This window comes from Paraburkholderia sp. MM5477-R1, from assembly GCF_050436385.1.
GTDB classification, from domain to species: Bacteria; Pseudomonadota; Gammaproteobacteria; order Burkholderiales; family Burkholderiaceae; genus Paraburkholderia; species Paraburkholderia tuberum.
Genome location: NZ_JBNDMC010000010.1, coordinates 376,011 through 402,232, shown reverse-complemented (window position 1 = coordinate 402,232; position 26,222 = coordinate 376,011). Strand labels below are relative to the sequence as shown.

Annotated in this window: 26 protein-coding genes; 15 read left to right on the top strand and 11 right to left on the bottom strand. The window is 62.5% G+C overall.

The genetic code is table 11. From position 1 onward, the window contains the following. Nucleotides 1–65 precede the first annotated feature (65 nt). A complete protein-coding gene (locus OKW35_RS45670; protein WP_429555501.1) occupies nt 66–1,067 on the bottom strand; it encodes an autoinducer binding domain-containing protein in 1,002 nt (333 codons plus the stop codon). A gap of 182 nt (nt 1,068–1,249) precedes the next feature. Here OKW35_RS45670 and OKW35_RS45665 point away from each other — a divergent pair, with 182 nt between their 5' ends. The 3 genes from OKW35_RS45665 to OKW35_RS45655 all read left to right on the top strand — a co-directional run bounded on the left by OKW35_RS45665 (nt 1,250) and on the right by OKW35_RS45655 (nt 4,053). Beyond that, nucleotides 1,250–2,161 (top strand): AraC family transcriptional regulator, encoded by a 912-nt coding sequence (locus tag OKW35_RS45665; RefSeq protein WP_184037292.1) that lies wholly within the window; start codon nt 1,250–1,252, stop codon nt 2,159–2,161. Nucleotides 2,162–2,461: 300 nt separating this feature from the next. Beyond that, nucleotides 2,462–2,887 carry a DUF3830 family protein gene (locus OKW35_RS45660; protein WP_018424716.1) on the top strand — a complete coding sequence of 142 codons (426 nt, stop codon included), beginning with the start codon at nt 2,462–2,464 and terminating at the stop codon, nt 2,885–2,887. 131 nt (nt 2,888–3,018) lie between these two features. Beyond that, on the top strand, nt 3,019–4,053 hold the full coding sequence (locus OKW35_RS45655) for an SGNH/GDSL hydrolase family protein (protein WP_429493514.1): 1,035 nt from the start codon (nt 3,019–3,021) through the stop codon (nt 4,051–4,053). A gap of 74 nt (nt 4,054–4,127) precedes the next feature. On the opposite strand, the gene OKW35_RS45650 is transcribed toward OKW35_RS45655, so the two are convergent. From OKW35_RS45650 to shiA, 3 genes are all read right to left on the bottom strand, one after another. Beyond that, nucleotides 4,128–4,256, bottom strand: a complete 129-nt coding sequence (locus OKW35_RS45650; protein WP_090809263.1) for an MFS transporter small subunit — start codon at nt 4,254–4,256, stop codon at nt 4,128–4,130. A 10-nt stretch (nt 4,257–4,266) separates the two neighbouring features. Continuing rightward, nucleotides 4,267–5,670, bottom strand: a complete 1,404-nt coding sequence (locus OKW35_RS45645; protein WP_187613591.1) for an L-lactate MFS transporter — start codon at nt 5,668–5,670, stop codon at nt 4,267–4,269. A 414-nt stretch (nt 5,671–6,084) separates the two neighbouring features. Then, a complete protein-coding gene (gene shiA, locus OKW35_RS45640; RefSeq protein ID WP_187613592.1) occupies nt 6,085–7,404 on the bottom strand; it encodes a shikimate transporter in 1,320 nt (439 codons plus the stop codon). Between the two features lie 374 nt (nt 7,405–7,778). On the opposite strand from shiA, the gene OKW35_RS45635 reads away from it, so the two are divergent. From OKW35_RS45635 to OKW35_RS45610, 6 genes are all read left to right on the top strand, one after another. After that, nucleotides 7,779–7,997, top strand: coding sequence for a hypothetical protein (locus OKW35_RS45635; protein WP_429555500.1), 219 nt, complete (start codon nt 7,779–7,781; stop codon nt 7,995–7,997). Then, nucleotides 7,975–8,694, top strand: coding sequence for a GntR family transcriptional regulator (locus OKW35_RS45630; RefSeq protein ID WP_013091210.1), 720 nt, complete (start codon nt 7,975–7,977; stop codon nt 8,692–8,694). Before OKW35_RS45635 ends, OKW35_RS45630 begins: the two co-directional genes overlap by 23 nt. A gap of 449 nt (nt 8,695–9,143) precedes the next feature. Continuing rightward, the gene (locus OKW35_RS45625) at nt 9,144–10,907 is read left to right on the top strand and encodes a thiamine pyrophosphate-binding protein (protein ID WP_429292371.1); all 1,764 of its coding nucleotides are present in this window, start codon (nt 9,144–9,146) and stop codon (nt 10,905–10,907) included. 24 nt (nt 10,908–10,931) lie between these two features. Continuing rightward, a complete protein-coding gene (gene frc / locus OKW35_RS45620; protein WP_187613596.1) occupies nt 10,932–12,179 on the top strand; it encodes a formyl-CoA transferase in 1,248 nt (415 codons plus the stop codon). Between the two features lie 9 nt (nt 12,180–12,188). Further along, a complete protein-coding gene (locus OKW35_RS45615; RefSeq protein ID WP_429403563.1) occupies nt 12,189–13,004 on the top strand; it encodes a fumarylacetoacetate hydrolase family protein in 816 nt (271 codons plus the stop codon). 54 nt (nt 13,005–13,058) lie between these two features. After that, a complete protein-coding gene (locus OKW35_RS45610) occupies nt 13,059–13,904 on the top strand; it encodes an NAD(P)(+) transhydrogenase (Re/Si-specific) subunit beta (RefSeq protein ID WP_429555499.1) in 846 nt (281 codons plus the stop codon). A 90-nt stretch (nt 13,905–13,994) separates the two neighbouring features. Here the strand turns inward: OKW35_RS45610 and OKW35_RS45605 are convergent, their stop codons facing one another. Continuing rightward, nucleotides 13,995–14,315, bottom strand: coding sequence for a hypothetical protein (locus tag OKW35_RS45605; protein WP_429555498.1), 321 nt, complete (start codon nt 14,313–14,315; stop codon nt 13,995–13,997). A gap of 96 nt (nt 14,316–14,411) precedes the next feature. Further along, nucleotides 14,412–15,359 (bottom strand): LysR family transcriptional regulator, encoded by a 948-nt coding sequence (locus tag OKW35_RS45600; protein WP_018424728.1) that lies wholly within the window; start codon nt 15,357–15,359, stop codon nt 14,412–14,414. A 370-nt stretch (nt 15,360–15,729) separates the two neighbouring features. Between OKW35_RS45600 and oxlT the strand changes: the two genes are divergently transcribed. The 3 genes from oxlT to OKW35_RS45585 all read left to right on the top strand — a co-directional run bounded on the left by oxlT (nt 15,730) and on the right by OKW35_RS45585 (nt 19,637). Next, nucleotides 15,730–17,079, top strand: coding sequence for an oxalate/formate MFS antiporter (gene oxlT / locus OKW35_RS45595; RefSeq protein WP_429493519.1), 1,350 nt, complete (start codon nt 15,730–15,732; stop codon nt 17,077–17,079). Between the two features lie 30 nt (nt 17,080–17,109). Further along, nucleotides 17,110–18,093: a LysR family transcriptional regulator gene (locus tag OKW35_RS45590; RefSeq protein WP_429555497.1), complete on the top strand. Its 984-nt coding sequence runs from the start codon at nt 17,110–17,112 to the stop codon at nt 18,091–18,093. A 92-nt stretch (nt 18,094–18,185) separates the two neighbouring features. Then, the gene (locus OKW35_RS45585; RefSeq protein ID WP_187619474.1) at nt 18,186–19,637 is read left to right on the top strand and encodes an aldehyde dehydrogenase family protein; all 1,452 of its coding nucleotides are present in this window, start codon (nt 18,186–18,188) and stop codon (nt 19,635–19,637) included. Between the two features lie 85 nt (nt 19,638–19,722). Here OKW35_RS45585 and OKW35_RS45580 read toward each other — a convergent pair whose 3' ends face one another. From OKW35_RS45580 to OKW35_RS45565, 4 genes are all read right to left on the bottom strand, one after another. Further along, a complete protein-coding gene (locus OKW35_RS45580; RefSeq protein WP_429352318.1) occupies nt 19,723–20,700 on the bottom strand; it encodes a 2-dehydropantoate 2-reductase in 978 nt (325 codons plus the stop codon). 189 nt (nt 20,701–20,889) lie between these two features. Next, the gene (locus OKW35_RS45575) at nt 20,890–21,510 is read right to left on the bottom strand and encodes a LysE family translocator (RefSeq protein WP_026226576.1); all 621 of its coding nucleotides are present in this window, start codon (nt 21,508–21,510) and stop codon (nt 20,890–20,892) included. A 97-nt stretch (nt 21,511–21,607) separates the two neighbouring features. Beyond that, nucleotides 21,608–22,189, bottom strand: coding sequence for a hypothetical protein (locus tag OKW35_RS45570; protein ID WP_184060505.1), 582 nt, complete (start codon nt 22,187–22,189; stop codon nt 21,608–21,610). A gap of 150 nt (nt 22,190–22,339) precedes the next feature. Further along, the gene (locus tag OKW35_RS45565) at nt 22,340–22,981 is read right to left on the bottom strand and encodes an IMPACT family protein (protein WP_184037247.1); all 642 of its coding nucleotides are present in this window, start codon (nt 22,979–22,981) and stop codon (nt 22,340–22,342) included. Between the two features lie 113 nt (nt 22,982–23,094). Here OKW35_RS45565 and OKW35_RS45560 point away from each other — a divergent pair, with 113 nt between their 5' ends. Together OKW35_RS45560 and OKW35_RS45555 are read left to right on the top strand one after the other, a co-directional pair. After that, nucleotides 23,095–23,721 carry a LysE family translocator gene (locus OKW35_RS45560; protein ID WP_429555496.1) on the top strand — a complete coding sequence of 209 codons (627 nt, stop codon included), beginning with the start codon at nt 23,095–23,097 and terminating at the stop codon, nt 23,719–23,721. A gap of 111 nt (nt 23,722–23,832) precedes the next feature. Beyond that, nucleotides 23,833–24,462, top strand: a complete 630-nt coding sequence (locus OKW35_RS45555; protein WP_184060509.1) for a 2-hydroxychromene-2-carboxylate isomerase — start codon at nt 23,833–23,835, stop codon at nt 24,460–24,462. A gap of 16 nt (nt 24,463–24,478) precedes the next feature. Here the strand turns inward: OKW35_RS45555 and OKW35_RS45550 are convergent, their stop codons facing one another. Next, complete coding sequence (locus OKW35_RS45550; RefSeq protein ID WP_429555495.1) at nt 24,479–24,739, bottom strand: DUF2866 domain-containing protein; 261 nt, start codon at nt 24,737–24,739, stop codon at nt 24,479–24,481. A 342-nt stretch (nt 24,740–25,081) separates the two neighbouring features. Between OKW35_RS45550 and OKW35_RS45545 the strand changes: the two genes are divergently transcribed. Beyond that, nucleotides 25,082–26,197, top strand: coding sequence for a diguanylate cyclase (locus tag OKW35_RS45545; RefSeq protein WP_429555494.1), 1,116 nt, complete (start codon nt 25,082–25,084; stop codon nt 26,195–26,197). Nucleotides 26,198–26,222 lie beyond the last annotated feature (25 nt).

Sequence of the window (26,222 nt, the reverse complement as noted above, 5' to 3'; positions counted from 1 at the left end):
CAGAGGGCGCGACAGCGAAAAGCCGTCGCGCCCTCTTCATCGATACGCGCAGACGCCGACTACAACTACAACAGATACGCCTGCGCGACATTGATCAACTGCACGCGGTTGCGCACGTTGAACAGCTGCCGCAAGCGCCGCAGATGATAGTCGACGTTATGCGGCGACAGCCCGAGGAAATACGCGATTTCCTTGTCGCGCTGCCCCTGCACGACCGCCTTCAGCACCGCGTGCTGCAGCGTGCTCAGCGCGACGCGCTGCTGCTGCGCGGGCGCGATGCCGATCACGCTTTTCGCGTGCATCCAGATGAACTCATGAATCGAGTGCGCGAACATCAGCGTTTCCGCGACGATCGATTCGGTCATCCAGCGCGGGTTGCCGATCTCCGAATTGAAGCACAGGCTCGCGCTCAGCTCCGGCTCCGGCAGCGGCATCTGCGTGAGAATGCCGCTCTTGCGGCCGGTCGCCTCCAGCATGTCGATCAGCGCGCCGAGCCGCTCGCTGCGCAGCTGCGCGCGCGGCAGGTCGGCGCGCAGGTCGGCGGTATTCCACAGAAACGGCATGCCGGTCGGCGACGCGAGCGCGACGCGCGGATCGAGCTCGAAATAGCGCTCGCGGAAATAGCGCGTGAGCCATGCCTGCGACTCGTAGCTCGTCAACACGAACATCGTCTTGTGATGCGAAGACGTGCGCGTGGCGGTATAGCTGAACGAGTCGAAGCCCAATTGCATGATGCGCCGACGCACGAACTCCATGCGGTCCTGCGCGCTGCCGAACCGTCCGAGCGGACCGATCAGCGGCGCGGCCCGCCCCGCCGCGGGCGACGGCGTGCCGATTTCTTCCTCGGTGAACAGAGTCAGAAAGCCACTGCGACCCGCACCATTCGCGGCGCGGGGAGACATCTTCACTGCTTCAGCCGCGTGGGCTGATTGCGCGGCGTGCCGCGCGCCGGCCGGGTAAGCCGGTTGGGCGGATGCCGCTCTCGGGTGTGCTGCCGACGCGTGCCCGGCTTCGCCTTGCGGCGAGCCGGTCAGCCATTGCGGCAGCGTATCGCATTCATGTTCCATGAAACGGTAGCTCCGGCGTTCTAAACGCGTGAAAGACGACAACCTCAATGATTACCGATTTCGTGAAATGTCGGTAGCCGGTTCCTTGCTATCATTTTTGTGATCTTGCGCTGACAGTGGACCGGCAATACGGGTACGGCGGCGTTTCTCCTTCCATACGGCACCTCCTTCGAGGGGATGTGATGGCACGAATTCCCAAGCTCACGACGACGCTCGCCTACGACCGCTACATGGCCGGCCAGCGACTCGTGTCGAGCGTGGATCGCGAGTGGCGGCATCTGGTGCTGCGCTCGTATCTCGAGCCGGTGCGGCAAGACCTGCTCGAAGCGCCCGGTTTGCGCGACTTCACGCTGATGACGCTCGCGAGCGGCGCCGAGCATCTCGAACGCAACCTCGGCGGAGCTTGGGAAAGCGCCGATATGCGCGTGAACGACCTGTGGTTCGTGCCGCCCACGCCGATCTCGTGGCGCTGGCATTCGATCAGCGACGAGCCGTTGTCTACGTTGCACGTGCACATCGAGCGCGATTTGATCGACAGCGTCGCGCAACAGATGGGGCTCGACGCGTCGCGTGAACTGTCGCTCGGCGACGCGATGCGCTTCAACGATCCGCTGATCGCCGCGATGCTTGCCGCGCTGCATCGCGCCGCCCGCGATCCGGCCGATTCGCGTCTGTATGTCGATACGCTGGCTCACGCGCTCGCCGCGCACCTGTTGCAGCACTATTCGAGCGGCAACGACGCGCGGCGCGGCGGCGCGACGCGGCCCGAACGGCTGGTGCCGCGCCGGATTCGCCGAGTGACCGAGTACATCCGCACCAATCTCGCCGAAGATCTGGCGATCGCCGAACTGGCCGAGCAGGCCGGCCTAAGCAGTTTTCATTTTGCCCGGGTGTTTCGCCGCGAGACCGGGGAGACGCCGCATCAGTTCGTGACGCGCTTGCGGCTCGAGGAAGCGGCGAGGCTGCTGCGCGCCACGGATCGAACCGTGCTGCAAATCGCGCTCGAAGTTGGCTTCGAGAATGCCAGTCATTTCTCCGTGCAGTTCAAGCGTGGCTATGGTGCGACGCCGCTCGCCTACCGGCTGCGCGCTTGAGATGCACGCCGGCTGATGCTTGCCTGCGCACGCCGTAACGGCTCGCCTTTCTACAGTCGGAATCACGCACTTGCGCAGTGTGCTTTGCATTGCGCGGCTTGCAAACTACGAACTTTCGTGGCGGCGCGCGGTGCAAACTGGCATGGCACGTGGAGCAAGGCTTCGCGGTTCGGCCGGCCGCCCGCGACCAGGCGTGGTCTAACTGGACTGACCGCGGCGCCGACAACTGTATCTGTCGAAACCTTGCATCGGACGACAGAATCGAACCGCTTTTGAACCCCACATACCGGATAACGCGCCATGACCCGACTCAAGATGACCGCCTGCGGCCACGCCTTCATCGCCGAAACCCATCCCGATGCGCCGCAGACCGTGGCCGCCTTCCTGAAGCTGCTGCCGTACCGGCAGAAGCTGATCCATGTGCGCTGGAGCGGTGAGGGCTGCTGGGTGCCGCTCGGCGAATTCAAGCTCGAGAACGACGGCGTCGCGGTCGGCTTCGAGAATCACACGAGCCATCCATCGGTCGGCGACATCCTGTTCTATCCGGGCGGCTATAGCGAGACCGAGATCATCCTCGCATATGGCTCATGCTGCTTCGCGAGCAAGATGGGGCAACTCGCGGGCAATCATTTTCTGACGATCGTCGAAGGCAAGGAAAAACTGCGCGAGCTCGGCACGAAGGTGCTGTGGGAAGGCGCGCAGGAGGTGGTGTTCGAGAGGCTTTGAGCGAGCCGCATTTCCTTGCTGGGCATACGCGATGCTTGTTTGAAGAGCCGCGTGCGGTCAGGTATCGATCCGGCACCGACCACGCACGTGAGGCACTCGACACCGCTGGCCCGCCCGGCGAGGAGGAGCAAATGCGAGGCATAAATGACAAGGTCCGCGCTGTAGTTTTTGCCATGTCGATCGTGGTGCTTTCGGCTTGCGGCGGGGGCGGTGACGGCAGCGGCGGGTCGAGTAGCGGCGGCAGCACGGCGGCCGAGCCGGCTGGCGGCGTCAAGCTGCAGGTCGTGTCGTTCGGCGACAGCCTGTCGGACGTCGGGACTTATGCGCCGCTCGCGAGCGCGGTGGGAGGCGGGCGTTTCACGACCAACCCCGGCGAGGTGTGGTCCCAGCAGGTCGCGCAATACTACGGCGATACGCTCAGCGCCGCGTTCACGATCGATTTCACGCATAAGCTGAGTGCGCAGAGCGGCCTCGGTTACGCGGAAGGGGGCTCGACGGTGGCGACGCCGGCGAACCAGTACGACTATCTGAGCGACGTCATCGGCAACGTCGAAATGCCTGTCAATCAGCAACTGTCGAGCTATCTGAGCGCTCACGGCAGCTTCAACGCCAATCAGCTCGTGCTCGTGTGGGTGGGCGCGAACGATGTGCTCCGCGCCGGCAACCTGCCCGCCGCGGCGCCGATCGTGCAGGCGGCGGCCACGACGCTCGCCCAGCTCGTCGGGCAGATCGTGCAGAACGGCGGCGCGCATGTGGTGGTGATCAATCTGCCGAATATCGGGCTGTCGCCGAAGGGGCTCGCTTCGGCCGATGGTGGCGCGAACCTCACGCAGTTGTCGCAGCTTTTCAACGCTACGTTGAACACCGCGTTGCAAACCGATGGGCTGCAGTCGAAGGTGATCGAGGTCGATTCGTACACGTGGACGAATCAGGTCATCGGAAGCTTTCAGGCGAACGGTTTTACCGTGTCGAATACGGGGCAGGCCTGCGATCCGAAGAAAACGCCCGATGACACCGCGCTGCTATGTTCGCCGGCGACCTATGTGAGCGCCAATGCGGATCAGACTTACATGTTCGCCGATGATTTGCATCCGACGACGCATATGCATGCGTTGTTTGCGCAGTTCGTCGAGCAGCAGATCGCGCATAGTGGGTTGGGGCGGTGAGGGGAGACTACGGCGGGGCGCGCTATCGGCACCCCGCCCCTCAACCAGGCCGAGGTGCGCACCCCATCAGGTCATCACTTGAACAACTTCATCGCCTGCGTCAGCGTATTGATCACCCCCCAGGCAAGCGGAATCATCACATACACCCAGAACACCGCGAGCATCACCTTGTTGGTCGGATGTACGGTTTGAACGGTCGACATACGGATCTCCTCACGCGCCCTTGGCGACTTGTGCATCGGTCATGTGGTGCTTCTCATCCACACGCTTGACCAGCAGGTTGCAGATAAAGCCGATCACGAGCAGCACGGCCATGATGTGCACGGTCATCGTGTACGCGTCCGCTTTGGCGACACCGTTCGCGACTTCATATGCGCGGATGTAATTGACGAGCACCGGACCCGCTACACCCGCCGCCGCCCACGCGGTCAGGAGCCGTCCATGAATGCCGCCGACGAACGCCGTACCGAACATGTCGGCGAGATAGGCCGGCACCGTCGCGAAGCCGCCGCCGTACATGGACAGGATGATGCAGTACGTCAGCACGAACAGCGCGATCTGTCCGTTCGCGGCAAAGCTGGGCACGAAGTAGTAGAGCACCGCGCCGAGCACGAAGAAGATGGCGTAGGTGTTCTTGCGACCGATCCAGTCCGATGCCGACGACCACACGAAACGTCCACCCATGTTGAACAGCGACAGCAATCCGACGAAGCCGGCCGCAGCCGACGCCGTCACGGTGTTCTTGAAGCTCTCCTGGATCATCACCGAGGCCTGGCCGAGAACGCCGATCCCGGCCGTCACGTTCAGGAACAGCACGAACCAGATCAGATAGAACTGCGGTGTTTTCAACGCCTGATCGATATGCACGTGGTTGCGCGAGATCAGCCGGTGCTGCGTGACTTCGGGCGGCGTCCAGCCGGCCGGCTTCCAGTCGGCGGGCGGCACGCGGATCGCGAGCGCGCCGACCGTCATCGAGATGAAGTAGACGATGCCGAGCACGACGAAGGTCTCAGCGACGCCCACGCTCGTTGCGCTATGAAAGTGGTTCATCAGCGCGACCGACAACGGCGCCGCGATCATCGCGCCGCCACCGAAGCCCATGATCGCCATGCCGGTCGCCATGCCGCGGCGGTCCGGGAACCAGCGGATCAGCGTCGACACCGGCGACACATAACCGAGCCCCAGCCCGATCCCGCCGATCACGCCGTAGCCGAGATATAGCAGCACGATCTGATGCAGATAGACGCCGAGCGCGGACACCAGGAACCCGCCGCCGAAACAGCATGCTGCCGTGAACATGGTGCGGCGCGGACCGACGTGTTCGAGCCATTTGCCCGCGAATGCCGCCGACAAACCGAGGAACACGATCGCGAGCGAAAAGATCCAGCCGAGCGCGGTCAGCGACCAGTCATCGGGCGCGGACTGCGTGATGCCGATCACTTTGGTCAGCGGTCCGTTGAATACCGAGAACGCATAGGCCTGACCGATGCACAGATGCACGGCGAGCGCCGCCGGGGGCACCATCCAGCGCGAAAAGCCGGGCTGTGCGACGGTGGCCTGTTTGGAAAAAAATGGGGCTGAGCCTCGTTGGCCGCCCGGCTCGCTGATGCTACTCATAAGTGGGTCTCCTTACAGTTGTTCTGTTTATCGGCGCTTCGTGCATATACCTTGAGGCGGCGGAGTGTAACTTGCGCACGCCGTCGCGTCATCGCTATATGTACTTTCATTTCATATGACCTGGATCCACGTACCCAAAATCGCGCCTGGCTCGACAATAGGACCTGGACGATGGCTTCGCAATATGAAGCACGCGGACATAAGGTGTGAACCTGGTGAACCGCGGGTATTCTTCACGCGATCGTGCAAATCGTGGGACGCTCCGAGCGGGTTGCTTCGTTCTTCCGACTAGAGCCACTATGCAAAGTCAGCAATAAAGGAGACGCGCACGACGCGCGGCACAAAACGAAACGGGCCGGCGCGGCTTCTTCGCCGCGCCGGCCCGTCGTGTATCGACGGCGAGTTCCGCCGGTGTCAATCGATCTTGCGCCCGGTCTTCATGCGTGCTGCAACGAGTACCGAGATCAGACAGCCGATCGCCAGATACGCGGCCACCGGATGCCACGAGCCGCCCGCGAAGCTGACCAGCGCGACCGCGATGAACGGCGTGAATCCGCCGCCGACCACGCTCGCCACCTGATAGCCGACACCCGCGCCGCTATAGCGGTACTCGGTGCCGAACAGCTCGGTGAACATCGGCTGCTGGACGCTGACGACCATGTCGTGCGCGATGTTGGCAAGCATCACCGCGAACACGACGATCCATACTGTCGAACGCGCTTCGAGCGCGAGGAAGAACGGCACCGCGCTGAACACGCCGACCAGCGCGCCGATCATATAGATGCGACGGCGGCCGAAGCGATCCGCGAGCCACGCGAAGCACGGAATCGTCACGCAGCTGAGCGCGCCGACGACGAAGCCGATCGTCAGGAAAAACTCGCGCGGCATGTGCAGGTTCGTGGTCGAGTAGCTCAGTGCGAACGCGGTCACGATGTACATCGTGAACAGCTCGGCGAGCCGCAGCGCGATGATCAGCAGGAAGGCTTTCGGATGGCGCAGCAGCGCTTCGACGATCGGCAGGCGCACACGGCGCTCGCCATGCTGGCCGACTTTCTCGACGAACTCCTGAGATTCCTCCATGCTCGAGCGGATCCAGAGCGCGATCAGCACCAGTACGACGCTGAACAGAAACGGCAGACGCCAGCCCCAGCTGAGGAACGCGGCGTTGTCCATCGAGCGGCTGATCAGCGCGACGAGTCCCGTCGACAGCACGAGCCCGACGCCGTAGCCGACCTGCACGCCGCTGCTGTAGAAGGCCTTCTTTTTCTCGGGCGCGCTTTCGACGGCCATCAACGCCGCGCCGCCCCATTCGCCGCCGACCGCAAAGCCCTGGATTGCGCGCAGCGTGACGAGCAGCACCGGCGCCAACCACCCGATCGTCGAGAACGCCGGCAGCAGACCGATCGCGGCCGTCGACAGACCCATCATCATCACGGTGAGCACGAGCATGCGCTTGCGTCCGAGCCGGTCGCCGTAATGGCCGAACACGAAGCCGCCGAGCGGCCGGAACAGAAAGCCGACGCCGAAGGTCGCGAACGCGGCAAGCGTGCCCATCGCCGGGCCGACGTTCGGGAAGAACTCGGCGTTGAACACGAGCGCGGCGACGATGCCGTACAACAGGAAGTCGTACCAGTCGACCACGGCGCCGATAAAGCTGCCGAGCGCGGCCTTGCGAGCCTGACTGCGCGCATTGCGGTGATTGGCCACTGTGGCCTGCGGGTGGGTGGTGCTCATCGAGTCTCCTTCAATGTGATATGTGCTTTAATCGATCGCGCCGCCCGGGCAAGGCTTTCGACGCGATCGATCCGCGCAGGGAATGTCCGGAAGGTTAATGACGCGACCCGGAATTCACAATCCGCGTGATGGAGAAAATGCGCGATCATCGCTCGCGGCTGCGCGAATAGCGCGCGTTTTGCGTGTTTACACCGAGCGCCACGGAGAACCGTCGCGGGGAATGATGTGGGCGAACCCACGCAGCGCGCGGCGTGCTAACGTGAAAGTAATCTTAAAAACAACAGTCATTGATATACTACATACCGAATATTGAAAAATGCGGCGTTGCAGCATATGATTGAGGGATCAATCTTCTCAATCATCCGGAGTTACACGTGGAATTCGTGCCTCTTGCGCTGTTCGCCATGGCCGTCGTTGGGTTGGGCTGTGCCGCCACCGTTCTGCTGACCGACTGGATTCCCGAATCGGTCGCTGCACCTGCATCGCAACATGGCCGCTTCGTGGGTCTGGGCGAGCAGCGCGGCAAAACGGCGGCGCCGAATCGCGCGCATGTTCAAGCAGAGGCGATGAATGTCGTCAGAACTTCCAACTGAAACAGTGGCCACCCCGTTGACCCTGTCGTTGCAGCCAATCGGCGCGAGTGCGAGCTTGCGCGATCAGGCCTATGCGATGCTGCGTCAGGCAATCGCAGACGCGGATATCTACCAGAATCGCGAAGAAATCCGTCTCGACGAGCGCGTGCTCAGCGAATCGCTCGGCGTGAGCCGCACGCCGGTGCGCGAAGCGATGACGCTGCTCGAGCAGGAAGGCTTCCTGCGCATGGTGCCGCGGCGTGGCATCTACATCGTGCGCAAGAGCAAACGCGAAATCGTCGAGATGATCCAGATGTGGGCCGCGCTCGAAAGCATGGCCGCGCGGCTCGCCACGCTGCATGCGACCGACGAGGAAATCGGCCGCTTGCGCCATATGTTCGACAATTTCCGCGACACGACGCCGGCCGAGCATATCGCCGAGTATTCGGACGCGAACATCGCGTTTCATCAGGCGATCGTCGAGTTGTCGAAGTCGCAGATCATTCTCGATACGATCAAGAACATCTTCATCCACGTGCGCGCGATCCGGCGTATGACCATCTCGCAGAGCGACCGGGCCGCGCGCTCCATCGTCGATCATCTGCGCATCATCGAGGCGCTCGAAAAGCGCGATACCGAACTCGCCGAGCGGCTCACGCGCCAGCATTCGCTCGATCTCGCGGCGTTCGTCGAAGCCAATTGCGATTTCCTCGATTGATGGCGGCGTAGACGCTGCCTGGCTGCTGATTGCGAAAAGCCCGCGTGTGCAAGCACCGCGGGCTTTTTTGCGTGCGCGCACTTCGAGCGATCCGCAGGTCGCGCGGCGGCAAACCAAACGAGGTCGCCGCCGCGCTGCGGGATAAACCTTGCTTGACGGTCTTGAAAATATGGTATGTGATATATCAACAATGACCGGTTAACGCACGACCTGGTGTTTTCCCTTGAAATGACTGCCGCAGAGCCCTGTAGATTCGGCGCAAAGCTGCGGCAGACAAGCTCGAGCAGCACAAACTTCGCGCCGTCTATGTCTCGAAATTGGCCTTGAAGGAATGTGATATATCACATACGGTATCTTCGAAGCCGTGAGACGTCGGTGCAACCGGACGTATATCGAAGCGGACGCGTCCGTCGATAACCGTTGCACATCCGATTGATGAGGAGATGACCATGTCTGCAGTTGTTTCATCCCTGAGTCCGGCCACGGCCACCACGACCGCCGACGACACGCTCAAGCAGAAGACCCGCGACGCGGGCGTCGTGTCGGGCGGCCATCTGGTCGCAAAGGCGCTGAAAAACGAGGGGGTCGACACGATCTTCACGCTGTGCGGCGGCCACATCATCGATATCTACGACGGCTGCGTCGACGAAGGCATCCGCATCATCGACGTGCGCCACGAGCAGGTCGCCGCACACGCGGCCGACGGCTACGCGCGCCAGACCGGCAAGCTCGGCTGCGTGGTGACGACCGCCGGCCCCGGCTGCACGAACGCCGTAACCGGCATCGCGACCGCGTTCCGCTCGGAAAGCCCGATCCTGCACATCGGCGGGCAGGGCGCGCTGACGCAGCACAAGATGGGCTCGCTGCAGGACCTGCCGCACGTCGACATCATGGCGCCGATCACGAAGTTCGCCGCGAGCGTGTCGAGCACCGAGCGCGTCGCGGACATGATCTCGATGGCCGCGCGCGAATGCTTCAACGGCGCGCCCGGTCCCGCCTACCTGGAAATTCCGCGCGACGTGCTCGACCGCGAAGTCGACGTGTCGCGCGCGATCGTGCCGCGGCCGGGCCGCTATCGCGCGTCGACGAAATCGATCGGTGACCCGCGCGACATCGAGAAACTGGCGGACATTCTCGTCGATGCGGAACGCCCCGCGATCCTGTACGGCCAGCAGGTGTGGACCGCGCGCGGTCACGAGGAAGCGATCGCGCTGCTGCGCGGCATCGAGATTCCCGGCTATTTCAATGGCGCGAGCCGCGGGCTGCTGCCGCCGGGCGATCCGCATCATTTCGATCGCACGCGTTCGCAGGCGTTTGCGAATGCCGACGTGCTGATCGTGGTCGGCACGCCGTTCGATTTCCGCATGGGTTACGGCCGACGCATCAGCAAGGAATTGACGCTGGTGCAGATCGATATGGACTATCGAACCGTCGGCAAGAATCGCGATATCGATCTGGGTCTGGTCGGCGATCCGGGCGCGATTCTCGCCGCGGTGCTGCAGGCCGCGAGCGGTCGTATCAAGGACGACAAGCGTCAGGCGCGCCGCAAATGGATGGCGCAGTTGCGCGACGCCGAAGCGAGCGCAACCGAAAAACTGATGCCGCTGTTCCGCTCGAACAGCACGCCGATTCATCCGTATCGCGTCGCGTACGAACTCAACGAGTTCCTGTCCGACGACACCGTCTATATCGGCGACGGCGGCGACGTCGTGACGATCTCCGCGCAAGCGGTGCGCCCGCGCCGCCCCGGCCAGTGGATGGACCCCGGCGCGCTCGGCTCGCTCGGCGTCGGCACCGGCTTCGCGCTGGCGGCGAAGCTCGCGCATCCGCACAAGGAAGTGCTCTGCTATTACGGCGACGGCTCGTTCGGCATGACCGCGTTCGACATGGAAACCGCGAACCGCTTCGGCGCACCGTATCTCGCGGTGATCGGCAACAACTCGGCGATGAACCAGATCCGCTACGGCCAGCTTGCCAAATACGGCGAAGAACGCGGCAACGTCGGCAATCTGCTCGGCGACGTGCCGTTCAGCAAATTCGCCGAAATGCTCGGCGGCTATGGCGAGGAAGTGCGCGATCCCGCGCAGATCGCGAGCGCGCTACAGCGTGCGCGCGAAGCGATTCATCGCACCGGCCGCTCGGCGGTGGTCAACATCTGGGTCGACCCGCGCGAGTACGCACCGGGCACGAAGAACCAGACCATGTACAAATAACCCTCATCGTTCGGGAGATACGACATGGCCAAGGCACTCGACGGTGTGCGCATCCTCGATTTCACGCATGTGCAATCGGGGCCGACCTGCACGCAATTGCTCGCATGGTTCGGCGCGGACGTGATCAAGGTAGAACGGGCAGGCGCGGGCGACATCACGCGCGAGCAGCTGCGCGATATTCCCGACGTGGATAGCCTGTACTTCACGATGCTCAATCACAACAAGCGCTCGGTCACGATCGACACCAAGCATCCGGAAGGCAAGCAGGTGCTCGAAGCGCTGATCCAGAAATGCGACGTACTGGTCGAAAACTTCGCACCGGGCGCGCTCGACCGGATGGGCTTTACGTGGGAGCGGATTCAGGAATTGAATCCGCGCATGATCGTCGCCTCGGTGAAGGGCTTCGGTCCCGGTCCTTACGAGGACTGCAAAGTCTATGAAAACGTCGCGCAATGCGCGGGCGGCGCGGCCTCGACCACCGGCTTCGACGACGGCCCGCCTGTCGTGACCGGCGCGCAGATCGGCGACAGCGGCACGGGGCTGCATCTCGCGCTCGGCATCGTCACTGCGCTCTATCAACGCACGCATACCGGACGCGGCCAGCGCGTGCTCGCGGCCATGCAGGACGGCGTGCTCAATCTGTGCCGCGTCAAACTGCGAGACCAGCAGCGGCTCGACCGTACCGGCGTGATGAAGGAGTATCCGCAATATCCGAACGGCACGTTCGGCGAAGCGGTGCCGCGCGCGGGCAATGCGTCGGGCGGCGGCCAGCCGGGCTGGATTCTGAAATGCAAAGGGTGGGAGACCGACCCCAACGCCTATATCTACTTCATCACGCAGGCGCCCGTGTGGGCGAAGATCTGCAACGTGATCGGCAAGGAGGAGTGGGCCACGGACCCCGACTACGCGACGGCGCCCGCGCGCCTGCCGCGCTTGAAGGAGATCTTCGCCGAAATCGAACGCTGGACGATGACGAAGACCAAGTTCGAGGCGATGCAGATCCTGAACGAATACGACATTCCGTGCGGCCCGATCCTGTCGATGAAGGAAATTGCCGCGGAGCCGTCGCTGCGCAAAACCGGCACGATCGTCGAAGTCGATCATCCGAAGCGCGGCAAGTATCTGACAGTGGGCAATCCCATCAAGCTGTCCGACAGCCCGACCGACGTCAAACGCTCGCCGCTGCTTGGCGAACATACCGATGAAGTGATGGCCGAGCTCGGTTATTCGGCCGAGCAGATCACGGCGCTGCGCACGGCGGGCGCAATCTAGGAGCGAGGCATGCAGACGTGGATGCGGTTCATGTCGGGCGACGGCGGCATCGTGTTCGGCCGTGTCGAAGGCGCCTATCTGCACGAGTACGAAAGTCTCGCGCAGCCGGTGCCGACCGGCGCGGTACTGTCGCTGCGCGCATTGACGCCGTTGGCGCCGTGCTCGCCCGGCAAGATCGTCGCGCTCTGGAATAACTATCACGCGCTCGCGGCGAAGCTCGACAAACCCGTGCCCACGCATCCGCTGTTTCTGCTGAAGCCGGCGGCGTCGGTGGTCGGCGCGGGCGAGCCGATCCGCCGGCCGCGTCACTACGCGGGCAAGATCGTCTACGAAGGCGAACTCGGCATCGTGATCGGCCAGCGTTGCCGCGACGTGGATGCGCAGCAGGCGGAGGCGGCGATCTTCGGCTACACGCTCGTCAACGACGTCACCGCCGCCGATCTGCTTAACGAGAATCCGCATTTTCCGCAGTGGTGTCGCGCCAAGAGCTTCGATACCTTCTGTTGCCTGGGTCCGGCCATCGTCTCCGGTTTCGACTGGCGGGCGGCGCGCCTCCTGACCACGCTCGACGGCGCCGAGCGTCAGAACTATCCGCTCGCCGATATGGTCTTTTCGCCGGCCGAGCAGGTGAGTCTGATATCGCAGGATCTGACGCTCGAACCCGGCGACGTGATTGCGTGCGGCACCTCGGTGGGCGTGGGGTCGATCAAGGACGGTGCAACGGTCTCGATCACGATCGATGGGATAGGCACGCTGACCAATACCTTGAGCGCGGCGCAGCGCGACGAGCCACCGCGATCGGGCGATACCGCGAACGTCGGTTGACGAGGGCCGGACCTCGCGGCTCTTGCCTTTTCATCGCATCACGGAGGATCACGCATGCCGCAAGCCTGTGGGAGTGCCGTGTGGATGGACCTGTTGTTGCTGCTCGCCGTGACTGTCGCCGCGGCGTTGATTGCGGTGCTGATGGTGGCGTTGGCCGCGCTCTCGCGACGACAGTTCGGCCGACGTTCGGCGCAGCGGCATTCATGGGTGCGCGAACGCGATCTGACACGCAGGCCCCGGATGCTTGCATTGCTTGGCAGCGGCATCGGTTTGGCGGTCGCGTCGACAGGCTTTACGCGCTACCTGTTGGCAGCGGCGCGCGAGAACACCGAACGCATCGAACTGTTTGCAGCCGTGTTGATCGGCGCGCTGCTCTTTGCGATCTCGGCGATTGCGTTCTGCAAGCTGCGCGGCGCATTGCAACTCGAGGCGGTCGCGCGGCCGGGACATCACGTCGTCAATCTGTTTGCGCTGTCTTTATGCGGATGGCTCGGTTACGGCTTCGTCACTGAACAGGCACAGCCGTTCGGACTGGCGGCATTGCTCGCGACGGGCGCGCTGGCGTTGGCAATGGGCGTGCATCTGATGCTGAGCCGCGAGTACTCGGCCGATCCCGCTCACGCGGCGAATCGCGTCAGTTGCGCAGCGCGCATGTTTGCCTTCGCCGCGCGTAGCGATGGCCTGGCGATCGGCAAGCCGGGCCTGCTCGCGAACATCGAGTGGCATGGCGGGGAAGAGCAGACGTGGGCGCTTCGCGATGTCACGCCGGCGATGATGCGCGTGAGCGCCTCTGCAGATAGTCGGGATGGGCGTGATGGTAGACGCGGCAACGGCCGCCAGCGCGACTGTGCACGCCAATGCGCGCACGAGCGGCCGGTTCATTTCACTACACGTCGCTGATCAATGATGCATGCGCCGCCAGGAGAGCTGATTGCCAATAGCGAAGACGGCGGGACGATGATCCCGCCGCCCGAGTCTTTTTCAATGCTTCTAGTCGCCCACGGTCGCGGCGAATTCGCTGTAGTACTGCGTCTTCCTATGCAGAATCAGTTGCGCGAGAAAGTCGGCATCGTACGCCCGATGCAGGTGGCTGTGATAGCGCTCGATATAAGCGGTGATTCGCGCCAACTCGCCATTGAACTCTTTCAGCATGTCGAGCGTCGCATGGTCCCAGCGAAACCGCAGCCCAAGCTCGCTGAACGCGGCATTGTAGGCGCTCAGATGCGCATCGTCGGGTTGGTCTTCGTGATCCGCCGCCGCTGTGCGAGCGTTGCGTGTACTGATACGGGATTCAACCGGAGCGTGGTTCATGATCGGCCTCCTCGGCTCGCAAGTGAAAGAACTCGCTTGCAGCATAGAAGTCGCGATCGATTTGCAATAGTTAAAGTTTTATTGGCTTTCCATAGCCTACGGCTTATGCACGCTCAGTTCCTTCACGCGGGTGATCTTTTCGATCAGATTGGCGCCTTCCTCCATCAGGAAGCGTTTGAAGGCGACGGCAACCGGTGGCAGACGCTTGTTCTTCCGATGCACGACATACCAATTGAGCATGACCGGAAAGGTTTCGACGTCGAGCACGACCAGATGACCCAGTTGCAATTCGAGGCTGATCGTATGGGCGGACAGAAACGCGATGCCCATGCCGGCGATGACCGCCTGCTTGATCGTCTCGGTGCTCTTGATCTCCATCGCAATCTTCAGATTGGACAGCCGGCCGGCAAAACCTTCTTCCATCGAATTCCACGTGTCCGAGCCGCGTTCGCGCACGATGAACGCTTCGTTCGCGAGTTGACTGAAGCGGATATTGCGCTTGTGCGCAAGCGGATGAGTGGGCGCCGCGACGATCACGTACGGGTGCGGCGCGAACGGTTCATTGGTCGCGTCGGTTTCGTGCGGCGGACGCACCATGACCGCGAGGTCGGTCTGATTGGTCGCCAGTTGATGAAGCAGTTCTTCGCGGTTGTGTACCGCGAGATTGAGATCCACACCCGAATAGCGACGCGTGAATTCGGCGAGAAGGCGCGGAAAGAAATAGTCGCCCGCGCTAATCACCGCAACATTCAGTTTGCCGCCGGAGACGCCCTTCAACTGGCTCATCGCTTCGTCGACTTCATGGAACTGCTGCATGATCGCGCGGCTGTAGTGGAGCATTTCCGTGCCGGCCGGCGTCAGATAGATCTTCTTGCCGAGTTGCTCGAACAGAGGCAGCCCCGCATGTTCCTCGAGTTGCCGGACCTGGGTGGAAACGGCCGGCTGAGTCAGATGCAATTCCTCCGCGGCGCGGGAAAAACTCAGGTGGCGCGCTACCGTTTCAAAGACCTTCAGTTGCCGCAGAGTTGCATTGCGCATCGTCATGGTCGATGTATAAGGAAACGTGAATCAACATAATAACAAACTTTAATTATGAGTAATTCAGCAATGACCCTAGCATGAAACTTATAACAAGCCGAATAGCTGCTGTAATACGCGGGTTAACGCATAGATATGTGGTGTGGCGGACTCAATGGCGGGGGAATAACCTGTAATGCTTACCGGCTGAAGCGTGGTTCTGGTCGGAATAAAGCAAGAATTTTATAGAAGACGAGTTCGGGGATCTGCGGAAACAAAAAAGCGCCAATTGAGATTTTTCCCGAATAGGAAGTTCTCGGGCCATAACGATAAGGCGGGACACATCCAGCGCGGCGCGTCAGCCGGCTGCACTAAATAAATAGTGGAGACAAGGCTCATGAACGATATCACCCAGCAATCGACGACCCGTATGTCCTGGCGTAACCGATGGTGGCAACTCGTCATCGGCATGGTGTGCATGGCGCTGGTGGCGAATCTGCAATATGCGTGGACGTTATTCGTGGCCCCTATGCATGCGCGGCATCACTGGAGCGAGGCGTCGATCCAGCTCGCGTTCTCGATCTTCATTCTGACCGAGACGTGGCTCGTGCCGTTCGAGGGCTGGCTCGTCGATCGATTCGGGCCGCGCCCGGTGGTGGCAGCCGGCGCGGTATGCGCGGGTTTGTCGTGGATTCTCAATTCGCATGCGACTACGCTCGGCATGTTGTATTTCGCGGCGGTGATTGGCGGGATAGGCGCGGGCGGTGTGTATGGAACATGCGTCGGCAACGCGCTCAAATGGTTTCCCGACCGGCGCGGTCTCGCCGCGGGTTTGACGGCTGCGGGCTTTGGCGCAGGCGCGGCGCTGACGGTGATTCCGATTGCGAACATGATTACGCGCCGCGGCTATGAAGAGACGTTCCTGTTCTTCGGCATCGTGCAAGGCGTCAGCATTCTGCTGCTCGCGATGCTCCTGACGCGGCCGATCTTGCGTCAGCCAGGGGTACGCAAGAGCCGCTTCGCAGTGTCGAAGGTCGATTTCACCTCGCGCCAGATGATCAGAACGCCAGTGTTCTGGGTGATCTACGCGTCGTTCGTCGCGGTCGCGGCGGGCGGCTTGATGGCGACCGCGCAGATCGGCCCGATCGCGAAAGACTGGGGCATAGCGCGCATTCCGATGACGGTCTTCGGCGCGACGTTGCCGCTGCTGACTCTCACGCTGTCGATCGACAATATCTTCAACGGCTTGACGCGTCCGCTGTGCGGCTTCATCTCCGACAAGATCGGCCGTGAAAACACGATGTTCGTGATCTTCATCGGCGAAGGGCTCGCGTTGCTCGGCATGATGCAGTTCGGCAGCAATCCGTATGCGTTCATGGTCTTTGCCGCGCTGATCTTCCTGTTCTGGGGCGAGATCTTCTCGATCTTCCCGGCGACTTGCGCCGATACGTTCGGCAGCAAGTACGCGGCCGCCAATGCCGGCACGTTGTACACCGCGAAGGGCACGGCCTCGTTGCTGGTGCCGATCGCGTCCATACTCGCGGCGACGGGCGGCTGGAGCCTTGTCTTCGTCTTTGCCGCCGTCATCACGATCGCAGCCGGCATTTCCGCGAAGTTCATCCTCAAGCCGATGCGCGCGCGTTGGATCGAATCGCACAACGAACCTCAGGGCGCGCTGGCCGTCGCGGGTCATGGCAATGGCAATGCGTCGCGAATGAGTCACTGGCCCGAACAGTCTGGCGAATAACGTGAGCGTCGCGCGCCCGGAACCGATGCCATGAATGTTTCGCTGCAGCAACTCAAGGTATTCGTCGCGGTCGCGCGCGAGCGCAGTTTCACGCGCGCGGCGCGCGAGTTCGATCTGACGCAGTCGGCCGTGAGCCGTTGCGTGCGTGAACTGGAAGACGCGGTCGAATTGAAGCTGTTCGATCGCACGACACGCCAGGTCGAACTGACGAATGCGGGTGCGAGTCTCGAGAGAAGAATTGGCCGGCTGCTCGACGAAATCGAATTGACGCTGCTCGAAGAGCGCGATGCTTACGAGGGACACACGGGCGTCGTCTTATTCGCGAGTAATCCGGTGTTGTCATCGGGCTGGGTGCCGCAGGCTTTGGCGCAGTGCGCGTCGGTTTTTCCCGAGCTGGTCGTATCGGTCAAGGATCAACCTCAAAGCAGCGTACTGGCCAGTGTCGAGCAGGGCGAGGTGGATTTCGGCGCGGTCTGTGTGACTGCACCTGTCGATAGTCCTCTACTGCACGCTCAGGTACTTTTCACTACGCCACTGCAGGCGGTGCTTCCATCCGCGCATCCGCTAGCGCGGCAAGACAGCATCGGATGGCACGCGTTGCGCGAATGTCCGCTGATAACGCTGAATGCCGATACTGGCGTGCGTGCCGCGCTCGCACCGGTACTCGCCGCGAACGGATCGAAGCGCCGGCCGTTGCAGGAACTCGGACACGTCGCGGCCGTAGCGCGCATGGTCGAATTGGGACTGGGTGTCGGCGTATTGCCTGTCGATGCGCATTGGCCTTCTCCGGGCGCTTCGTTGGTGAGTCGTCCGCTGGTCCCCGAAACGGCATTGACGACGGTACTCGTGCACCGCAGAAATCGCTCGCTTCGTCCCAATGCGGCGGCTGCGTGGGCGCAGTTCGTTGCGTCGACGACTGATCATTCGCCGATCACGAACGAAGCGCCTGCCGCAGCCGCGACGCCAAGCTTCAACTGGCGGTCCGTGCGGCAAAGCCTGTTGCCGGAACCTTAGACAGGGGCCGACCAAAAAGCTTGCGCGGCGCGCGGCATTCGATCGATGCGCCGTCAGTCAACCACATAACGTCCTACTCAAGGAGCTTCATGATGGAAATCCAGACCGATCTCAGGCACCACGATCTGCTGATCGACGGCAAGCGCATGCCGTCAGGCACCGGGGAATATTCCGTCGACATCAACCCCGCGACCGAAGAGCCGATCGCACTGGTGGCGCAAGGCAGCGCAGCCGACGTCGATGCCGCGGTGCGCGCCGCGCGCGGCGCATTGAAAGTGTGGAATTCGATTCGGGCGGCCGAACGCGGGCGCATCCTGCAACGTCTCGCGGGCCTGATGCGCGAGAACATGGAAGAACTCGCCGCGCTCGAAAGTCTCGACGGCGGCAAGCCGATTGCCGCGGTGATGCGTCAGGACGTGCCCGCCGCGATCGATACCGTCGAATACTACGCAGGCTGGTGCGACAAGATCAACGGCCAGGTGGTGCCGACGCGTCCCGATGCATTGACCTATACGTTGCGCGAACCTGTCGGCGTGGTCGCCGCAATCGTGCCGTGGAATTTTCCGCTGATGATCGGCATGTGGAAGATCGCGCCCGCGCTCGCATGCGGTTGCACGCTGATCGTCAAGCCCGCCGAGATCACGCCGCTCACCGCATTGCGCATCGGCGAGCTGGCGCTCGAAGCGGGCGTGCCGCCGGGCGTGCTCAACATCGTCACCGGCAAAGGCAGCGTGGTGGGCGACGCGATGGTCTCGCATCCCGGTATCGACAAGGTCACGTTCACCGGTTCGCCTTCGGTCGGACGAGGCATCCTGCAGGGCGCGGCGGGCAACTTCAAACGCGTGACGCTGGAACTCGGCGGCAAGTCGGCCAACGTGATTTTTGCCGACGCGAATCTCGACAATGCGGTGCGAGCCGCGGCGTCGGGCGTGTTCTTCAATACAGGGCAAGTGTGCTCCGCCGGGTCGCGGATACTCGCGCATCGCGACGTGTATGACGAAGTGGTCGAGCGTCTGGCCACGCGCGCGAAGTCGATCAAGGTCGGCGACCCGTCGCTGCGCGAAACGTCGATGGGACCGCTGATTTCGGCCGCGCAGATGAAGACCGTATTGAGCTATGTCGACACGGGACGCTCGGAAGGTGCATCGCTCGTGACGGGTGGCGCGCGCGTCGGCAATCGCGGCTTTTTCGTCGAGCCAACCGTGTTCGCGAATGTCGAGCACGAAATGCGTATTTCGCAGGAAGAAATCTTCGGGCCGGTGGCGAGCGTGATCCGTTTCAACGACGAAGCGGACGCGATCCGAATCGCCAATGGCACGTCGTACAGTCTCGCGGCTGGCGTGTGGAGCGCTGACTTGAGCCGCGTGCATCGCGTGGCGCGCGACCTGAAGGCGGGCACGGTGTGGATCAACACCTACGGCTATACGGACGTGCGTTTGCCGTGGGGCGGTGCTGGCGATTCGGGCTTCGGTCGCGAGCATGGCGATGTCGCGATCGAGAACTTCACGGAACCGAAGGCGGTGTGGGTGGCGATCGATCAATAGCGGCAAATGCGAAAAAGGATCGGATGCATGGCATCCGATCCTTCAGGTCGTGTTGCAAGACGAAAGGGAATTGACGAGTACTCGGTCAATTGCCCTGTAAAGCCATCTTCTCGCGCAATTTGATCAGTGCGAGCACGACGTCGATAGTGGGTGTCGGTTCGGCAACGAGTCGCCCCATTTCCTGCACGACGGTCAATAAAGGATCGATTTCCATCGGCCTGCGGTGCTCGAGATCGACGAGCGTTGATGTCTTGTGCGCACCGACCGCACCCGCGCCATCAATACGCCTTTCCACATCGACGCGAAAGTGCACGCCGAACTGATCCGCGATTCGCTTCGCTTCGAGCATCATCGTGCGTGAGACCGCGCGCGTGCCCGGGTCACTCGTGAGCACATCGAGCGTTGCATGCGTCAATGCGCTAATCGGGTTGAAGCACAGATTACCCCATAGCTTGAGCCAGATTTCGTCGCGAATGTTGTCGCGAATCGGCGCTTCGAAGCCGGCCGCCTGCATGATCTCGTGCAATTGCTCAACGCGCGGGGTGCGCTCGCCACTGGGTTCGCCGATGGGAAACTTCTTGCCGTACACGTGTTTGATCACCCCCGGTTCGACGATCTCCGCCGCCGGATAGAGTACGCAGCCAATCGCGCGCTCGGGTCCGAGCTTGGTCCATTGCGAACCGTCGGGGTCGACGCTCGTCAGCCGAGTGCCGGCAAAGCGCCCGCCGTGCTGATAGAAGTACCAATATGGAATGCCGTTGACGCCGGTAACGATCGCCGTGTGCTTGCCGAGTAGCGGTTGCATGGAATCGACCACGCCAGGCAGCGAATGCGCCTTCAGCGTCACGATGACGAAGTCCTGGACGCCGAGTTCGCGTGGATCGGACGTGCAGCGCACCGGCGCGCTGAACGTTTCGCCATCCATGATGAGGCGCGCGCCGTGTTCACGCATCGCGGCCAGATGCGGGCCGCGCGCAATGAAGCTGACGTCCGCGCCGGCGCGTGCCAATTGCACGCCCATTAAACCGCCAATCGCTCCCGCTCCGAAGATGCAGATCTTCATGATGTCGCTCCGTGACGATGAAAAAGCCGTTCGCCCAATGCCGCATTGCAGTCATTCGCGGCCGGTCACGGTTCGAGCATAAGGTGGCGCGACGAATGCTGATAGTTAAAGTTTCTCCGTCGATGTATTAGTTATTCGTTATGAAAAGACCGCGATGTGAAGGCTGCTTCGACTGTCGGCCTCGATACCTCAGCCGCGCCGAACCAGCAGAAAACTCACGCCGATTGCCGCGAGAAATCCCCCGCAGCAGCGATTGAACCAGCGGCGGATCTGCGCGCGCATCAGCCATTTGCCGAGATACATGCCGGCCCACGAATACAATGCAATCGCCACCCATTCGAGTACCAGAAAGCTCGCGCCGAGCGCGGCGAATTGCGGCAGTATCGGCTGCGCGACGTCGACGAATTGCGGCAGGAACGCGGTAAAAACCAGAATCGCCTTCGGATTGCCCGCCGCCACGAAAAACTCGTGCCGGGCAATGCGCGAGAGCGCGGCCTCCTGGGGTTGCGACGTATCGATTGCGGGTGCGTCGCTGCGCCACAACTGGATCGCGAGCCAGATCAGATAAGCGGCGCCCGCGAGTTTGATCGCCAGAAAGATCCACTCGGACGCATGCAGCACGACCGCGAGACCGGTCGCGGCGAGTGCGAGCATCATCGCGAAGGCGAGCAGCCGGCCGCTGCCGCCGACGAACGCTTTCATGAAGCCATGACGCGCGGCCACGTTGATCGAAAGCAGGTTATTGGGCCCGGGTGCGAGGTTGATGGCGAAGCAGGCGGGTAAAAAGAATAGCCAGGCGGTAAGGGACATGACGGCTTGCATTCCGAACGGGAGATCACGATGCATCGCGCGCGATGCGTTACCGGGATTGTAGCGAAACCGCGCCGCGCCTCGGCTGGCCGCGTGCTCAGTTCACCGCCTCGATAAAGCCTGGATCGCCAATCAATGTATCGACGCTGAGCTTGACCGTGTCTTCGATCGCGATCGTGTTGCTGGTGAATTTCGGCGACTTCTGCTTCACGGTGCGCGTGGTCGTGTACATGACTTTTTGGGTCGCCGCATCGATGACCACGTAGTGCATCTTCAGCGTCCACAGCGCCGGCGAGCGCCTATCGTCCACCGTGAAGGTTTCGATGCTGCCGCTGAGCACGCGTTTGTTATCGTCGATACGAAAACCGGCCACTCGCAGACTATTCGCGACGCCATTGCGCACCACGAGGCTGACGTCGTCCTTCAGCACGAGCCCGGTCATCCCGGTATTTTCGATGCGGTTCGGCGAGATATGACCGTCGCGCGCGGACAGATACGCGAAGTCGCGTGCAGGGGCGACGCTGAGCGAGCCGGTGCCGTGGGTTTTCGTGTGCGTTGCGCTAGCGCTGCTGTTCAGGCCGAACCATGACCACGAGCACGCGGACAGCAGCGTGGGCAGCAGTATGGCGCCGCAGCCCTTGAGCACGACGGATCTCAACGGCGAACGCGCAGCAGCCATGCGGGAGAAAGCGGCGATCGAAGTCAGAGGAGTTGCCCTTTTCAGTGGAGTCATCCCGGTGAAGAACCGCATGGTATCAGCGAACCGGACCGTCGAACCTTCAAACGGATGTTTTCGGAATTGCCCGCGTCAGGCCCGGACCTGAGCCGTTCAGAAAAAGCCCGCCTTTCCTTGCGTGATATCGATCAGCGTTGCCTTGGCGTCGTCGAGTGCGTTGGCGGGCACGCGCATCGTCATTTTCACCAGCATGCCGTAGGCGCTGTCCACGAGCGCATAGCCTTCGGCGTCCATCCATCGACGGACTTTGGCTTCGTCGGCATAACTCACTTCGACGCCCAGCAACACCTGGGCAATCCTCTCGACGCGCGGCGCGTCGAGCAGCGCGGACGCGATCGCATCGGTGTACGCGCGCACCAGACCGCCCGCGCCGAGCTTCACACCGCCGTAATAGCGCACGACCGCCGCAAGCACGCCATCCAGATCGTGATGCCGCAGTACTTCGAGAATCGGCCGACCGGCGGTACCGGACGGTTCGCCGTCGTCGGACATGCCGGACTGGCCGCCCGCCAGCAGCGCCCAGCACACATGCGTCGCGGCAGGATGTTCGTCGCGCAGACGCTGCAATTCGGCCATCGCGGCATCGCGATCGGCGACCGGGATCGCATGCGCGATGAAGCGGCTCTTGCGAATCTCGAGTTCCGCGCTCAGTGGCGCGGGCAGGGTATAGGTGGGCAAGGCGGAAACGTCGGTGGATGAAAAGAAGCACGCGGTAGGCGGCGCGATGTCCGTCATGGTAACGGATCGTCGGTGCCAGCGAGGCGCAAGGGCCGCTTCGCGGGTTCGTCTACAATGGTCCGCTGAACGCGCGCCCATCATTTCGACCCCGCGCGTCGCAAGGAGACGAAATGCTTGACGTATCCACGTTGGGGACGTTCGTTGCCGTCGTGCTAGGGCTCTTTCTGATTCCAGGCCCGGCCGTGCTGCTAGTTTTGACGCGCACCATGCACGGCGGACGTAAAGCCGGCATTCTGACCGGTCTCGGTATCGCAGCTGGCGATTTCGTGCATACGCTGGGCGCCGCGGTTGGCCTCTCCGCGCTGCTGATGACGTCCGCGCTGGCCTTCAATGCGGTGAAATTCGTCGGTGCCGCGTATCTCGTCTATCTTGGCATTCGCGCGTTGCGCGAAAAGCAGGCGAGTGCGCACCTGCCGGTCGTCGCGCCGGTGTCGGGTTCGAAGGCGTTCTTGCAGGCGATTCCCGCCGAAGTGCTGAACCCGAAGACCGCGCTGTTTTTCCTTGCGTTTCTGCCGCAATTCGTGCGCCCCGAACATGGCTCGACGTTTCTGCAGTTCGCGGCACTCGGGCTGATTTTCGTTGCCATGAGCGCGCTTTATACGACGCTGATCGTCCTGACGATGCGGCCGCTGGGCAAACTCGTGAAGCGTTTGACGTGGTTGACGCGCTGGCAGAACAAGCTCATCGGTGTGCTGTTCATTTCGCTCGGCCTGCGCGTGGCAGTGCAAACACGCTGAGTCCGGAAGCGCGAGTTCAGGACGGCGCCAGCAGGATCAGCGACCCAACGACGCGACTGTTAAGCATTGCAAGGCCGCGATGCCATGGCACGCGCGATTCAGGAGACAGCGATGAATGAAGACGCAACTTCGACGGCGCGCGCAATCGAGTTCTGGTTCGACTTCGGCAGCAACTACAGCTATCTGAGCATGATGCGGATCGAAGCGTTGGCGGCCGCGCGCAACGTGACGATCGTCTGGCGGCCGTTTCTGCTCGGTCCGGTATTTCGCCAGCTCGGTTTCGACAACTCGCCCTTCGTACTGCAGAAAGAAAAAGGCGCGTACGTGTGGAAAGACATGGAGCGTCAATGCCGCAAATACGGCATTGCGCTCACGCGCCCCAGCACGTTTCCGCGCGCGGCGCTTCTCGCGATGCGTGTCGCGCTGCTGGGTGCGAACGAGCCGTGGATCGGTGCCTGGTGCCGCAAGATCATGCAGTTGAATTTCGTCGACGACCGCGACATCGGTTCAATCGATGTCGTCAGTCACGCGCTCGACTCGCTTGGCTTACCGGCGCAGAGCGTGATCGACGCCGCGCAAAGCGACGCGAACAAGCTCCGCTTGCGGGAGCAGACCGAACGGGCCATCAACAAGGGGATTTTCGGTGCGCCGACGTTTTTTGTCGGCGGGGAGATGTTCTGGGGCAATGACAGGCTGGAGGACGCGTTGGACCATTGCGACGCGATCGCGGCGCGTCATTGAACGTCAGCGGGAGCGCTTAATCAGCCTGCTGGCAGAAGCGCCGACCCGGCACGTGAGAGACCACGGCCTGGGCGATTTCGAGCGGAGTACTTTCGGCGGGAACGACGCGACGGCTCGGCTCGGGCGCGTGCTTCATCGTCCATTCGACGAGCCGGTATGAACGGCCCCAGGGCGGTTGCAGCGGATCGGAGACCTTGCAGGAGTGAATCTGGCGAGTCCATTCATGGCCGGGCATCGCACGCAGGTGTTCGACTACCATCTCCATCTCTTCAACCATGATTTACCTCCTTCTTGTGCGCGTAACCGTTTTCGGTCGCGCTTCTGGCACCCCTCAAGAAAAAGCGCCGCCGATGTTCTGGCGGCTCAACAGGGGATGTGCCACATACTTGCAGGGAACAATTAAGCGAAACTTAAGAACCGCAATCATTACGCAAACGGATCTCATTGCGTGTAAGCGAGTGCAAGTGAATGCAAGCGAGAGCTGACAACAGTGGGCATGAACGCTGGCAGGCCGGCCGAGACGTCGCGAGCCTGCCCTCAAGACCCCGGCGGATCGGCCGTTATCAGTAGGGTTGGGGCGTCGACCCCGCTTCGCCTTCAGGGCCGCTTTGCTGATACCGTGACGAATCTCGCCCAAACGCCGCTTGCCGAGCGCCTTCGCTCGCTCGTCGACACCGTGCAGCACAACGAGCGCACGTTGCGCCGCTTCCAGAACGTCGAGTTGCGGTTGATCGGCGCGCAGGATTTCGCATCGTTTCTCGATACGTTGTTCAGCCATCTGCCGCGGGAGTTCTCGCTCGCGAGCGTGGTGCTGTGGCTCGACGAGCGCGCGCCAATGCTGCTCGAACTGCTCGAGCCGGGCAACCTGCGCGCGCTCGATCATGCGCAGCTGAAGACGTCGCGCGAGGGCGGTCTCGTCGCGCAATCCTTGTGCGAAGACGATCGGCCGTGGCTCGGCCGCCCTGGCGAACTCGACGACGACACGCGCCGCGCGTTCTTCGGTGCCGCGCCAGCTCACGTGCCGGCCAGCGCGATCCTGCTGCCGCTCGCCGCGGGCACGAGCGTCAGCGGCTATCTATGCCTCGGCAGCGACGACCCCGCGCGCTTCGGCGCGGGCATGGCCACCGACATTCTCGAGCGCTTCGCGAGCATCGTCACCGCGAGTCTCGACAACGTCGCGCATCGCGAGCGGCTCAGGCAGCTCGGCATGACCGATTCGCTGACCGGCCTCGCGAATCGCCGCTATTTCGACGAACGGCTGCGCGAGGAGTTGATGCGCGCGGCCCGTTATCGCGTGCCGGTCGCGTGTCTTTTCATCGATATCGACGGTTTCAAGCGCATCAACGATAGCCACGGCCATCAGAGCGGCGACCGCGCGCTCGCGGCGGTGGCCGCCTGCGTGCGACAGCAGGTGCGGCTTGGCGACACCGTCGCGCGCTATGGCGGCGAGGAGTTCGCCGCGCTGCTGCAAGGCGATCGCAGCGACGCGTTGACCGTCGCGGAACGCGTGCGGCGTGCGGTCGAGAAGCTCGACGTGCGCGACGAGCACGGCGTGCTCATTGCATTGACCGTGTCGATCGGCGTGGCCGGGCGCGTGGTCGCCGGCAGCCCGGCCGAGGCGATGTCGCTCGGTCAGGCGATGATGGACGAGGCCGATCGCGCGATGTATCAGGCCAAGCGCAACGGCCGCAATCGTATCGAGGCGCAGGTCGATGCGCTCGATGAGCAGGGCTGATCGACCGTAACTAACACTAACTACG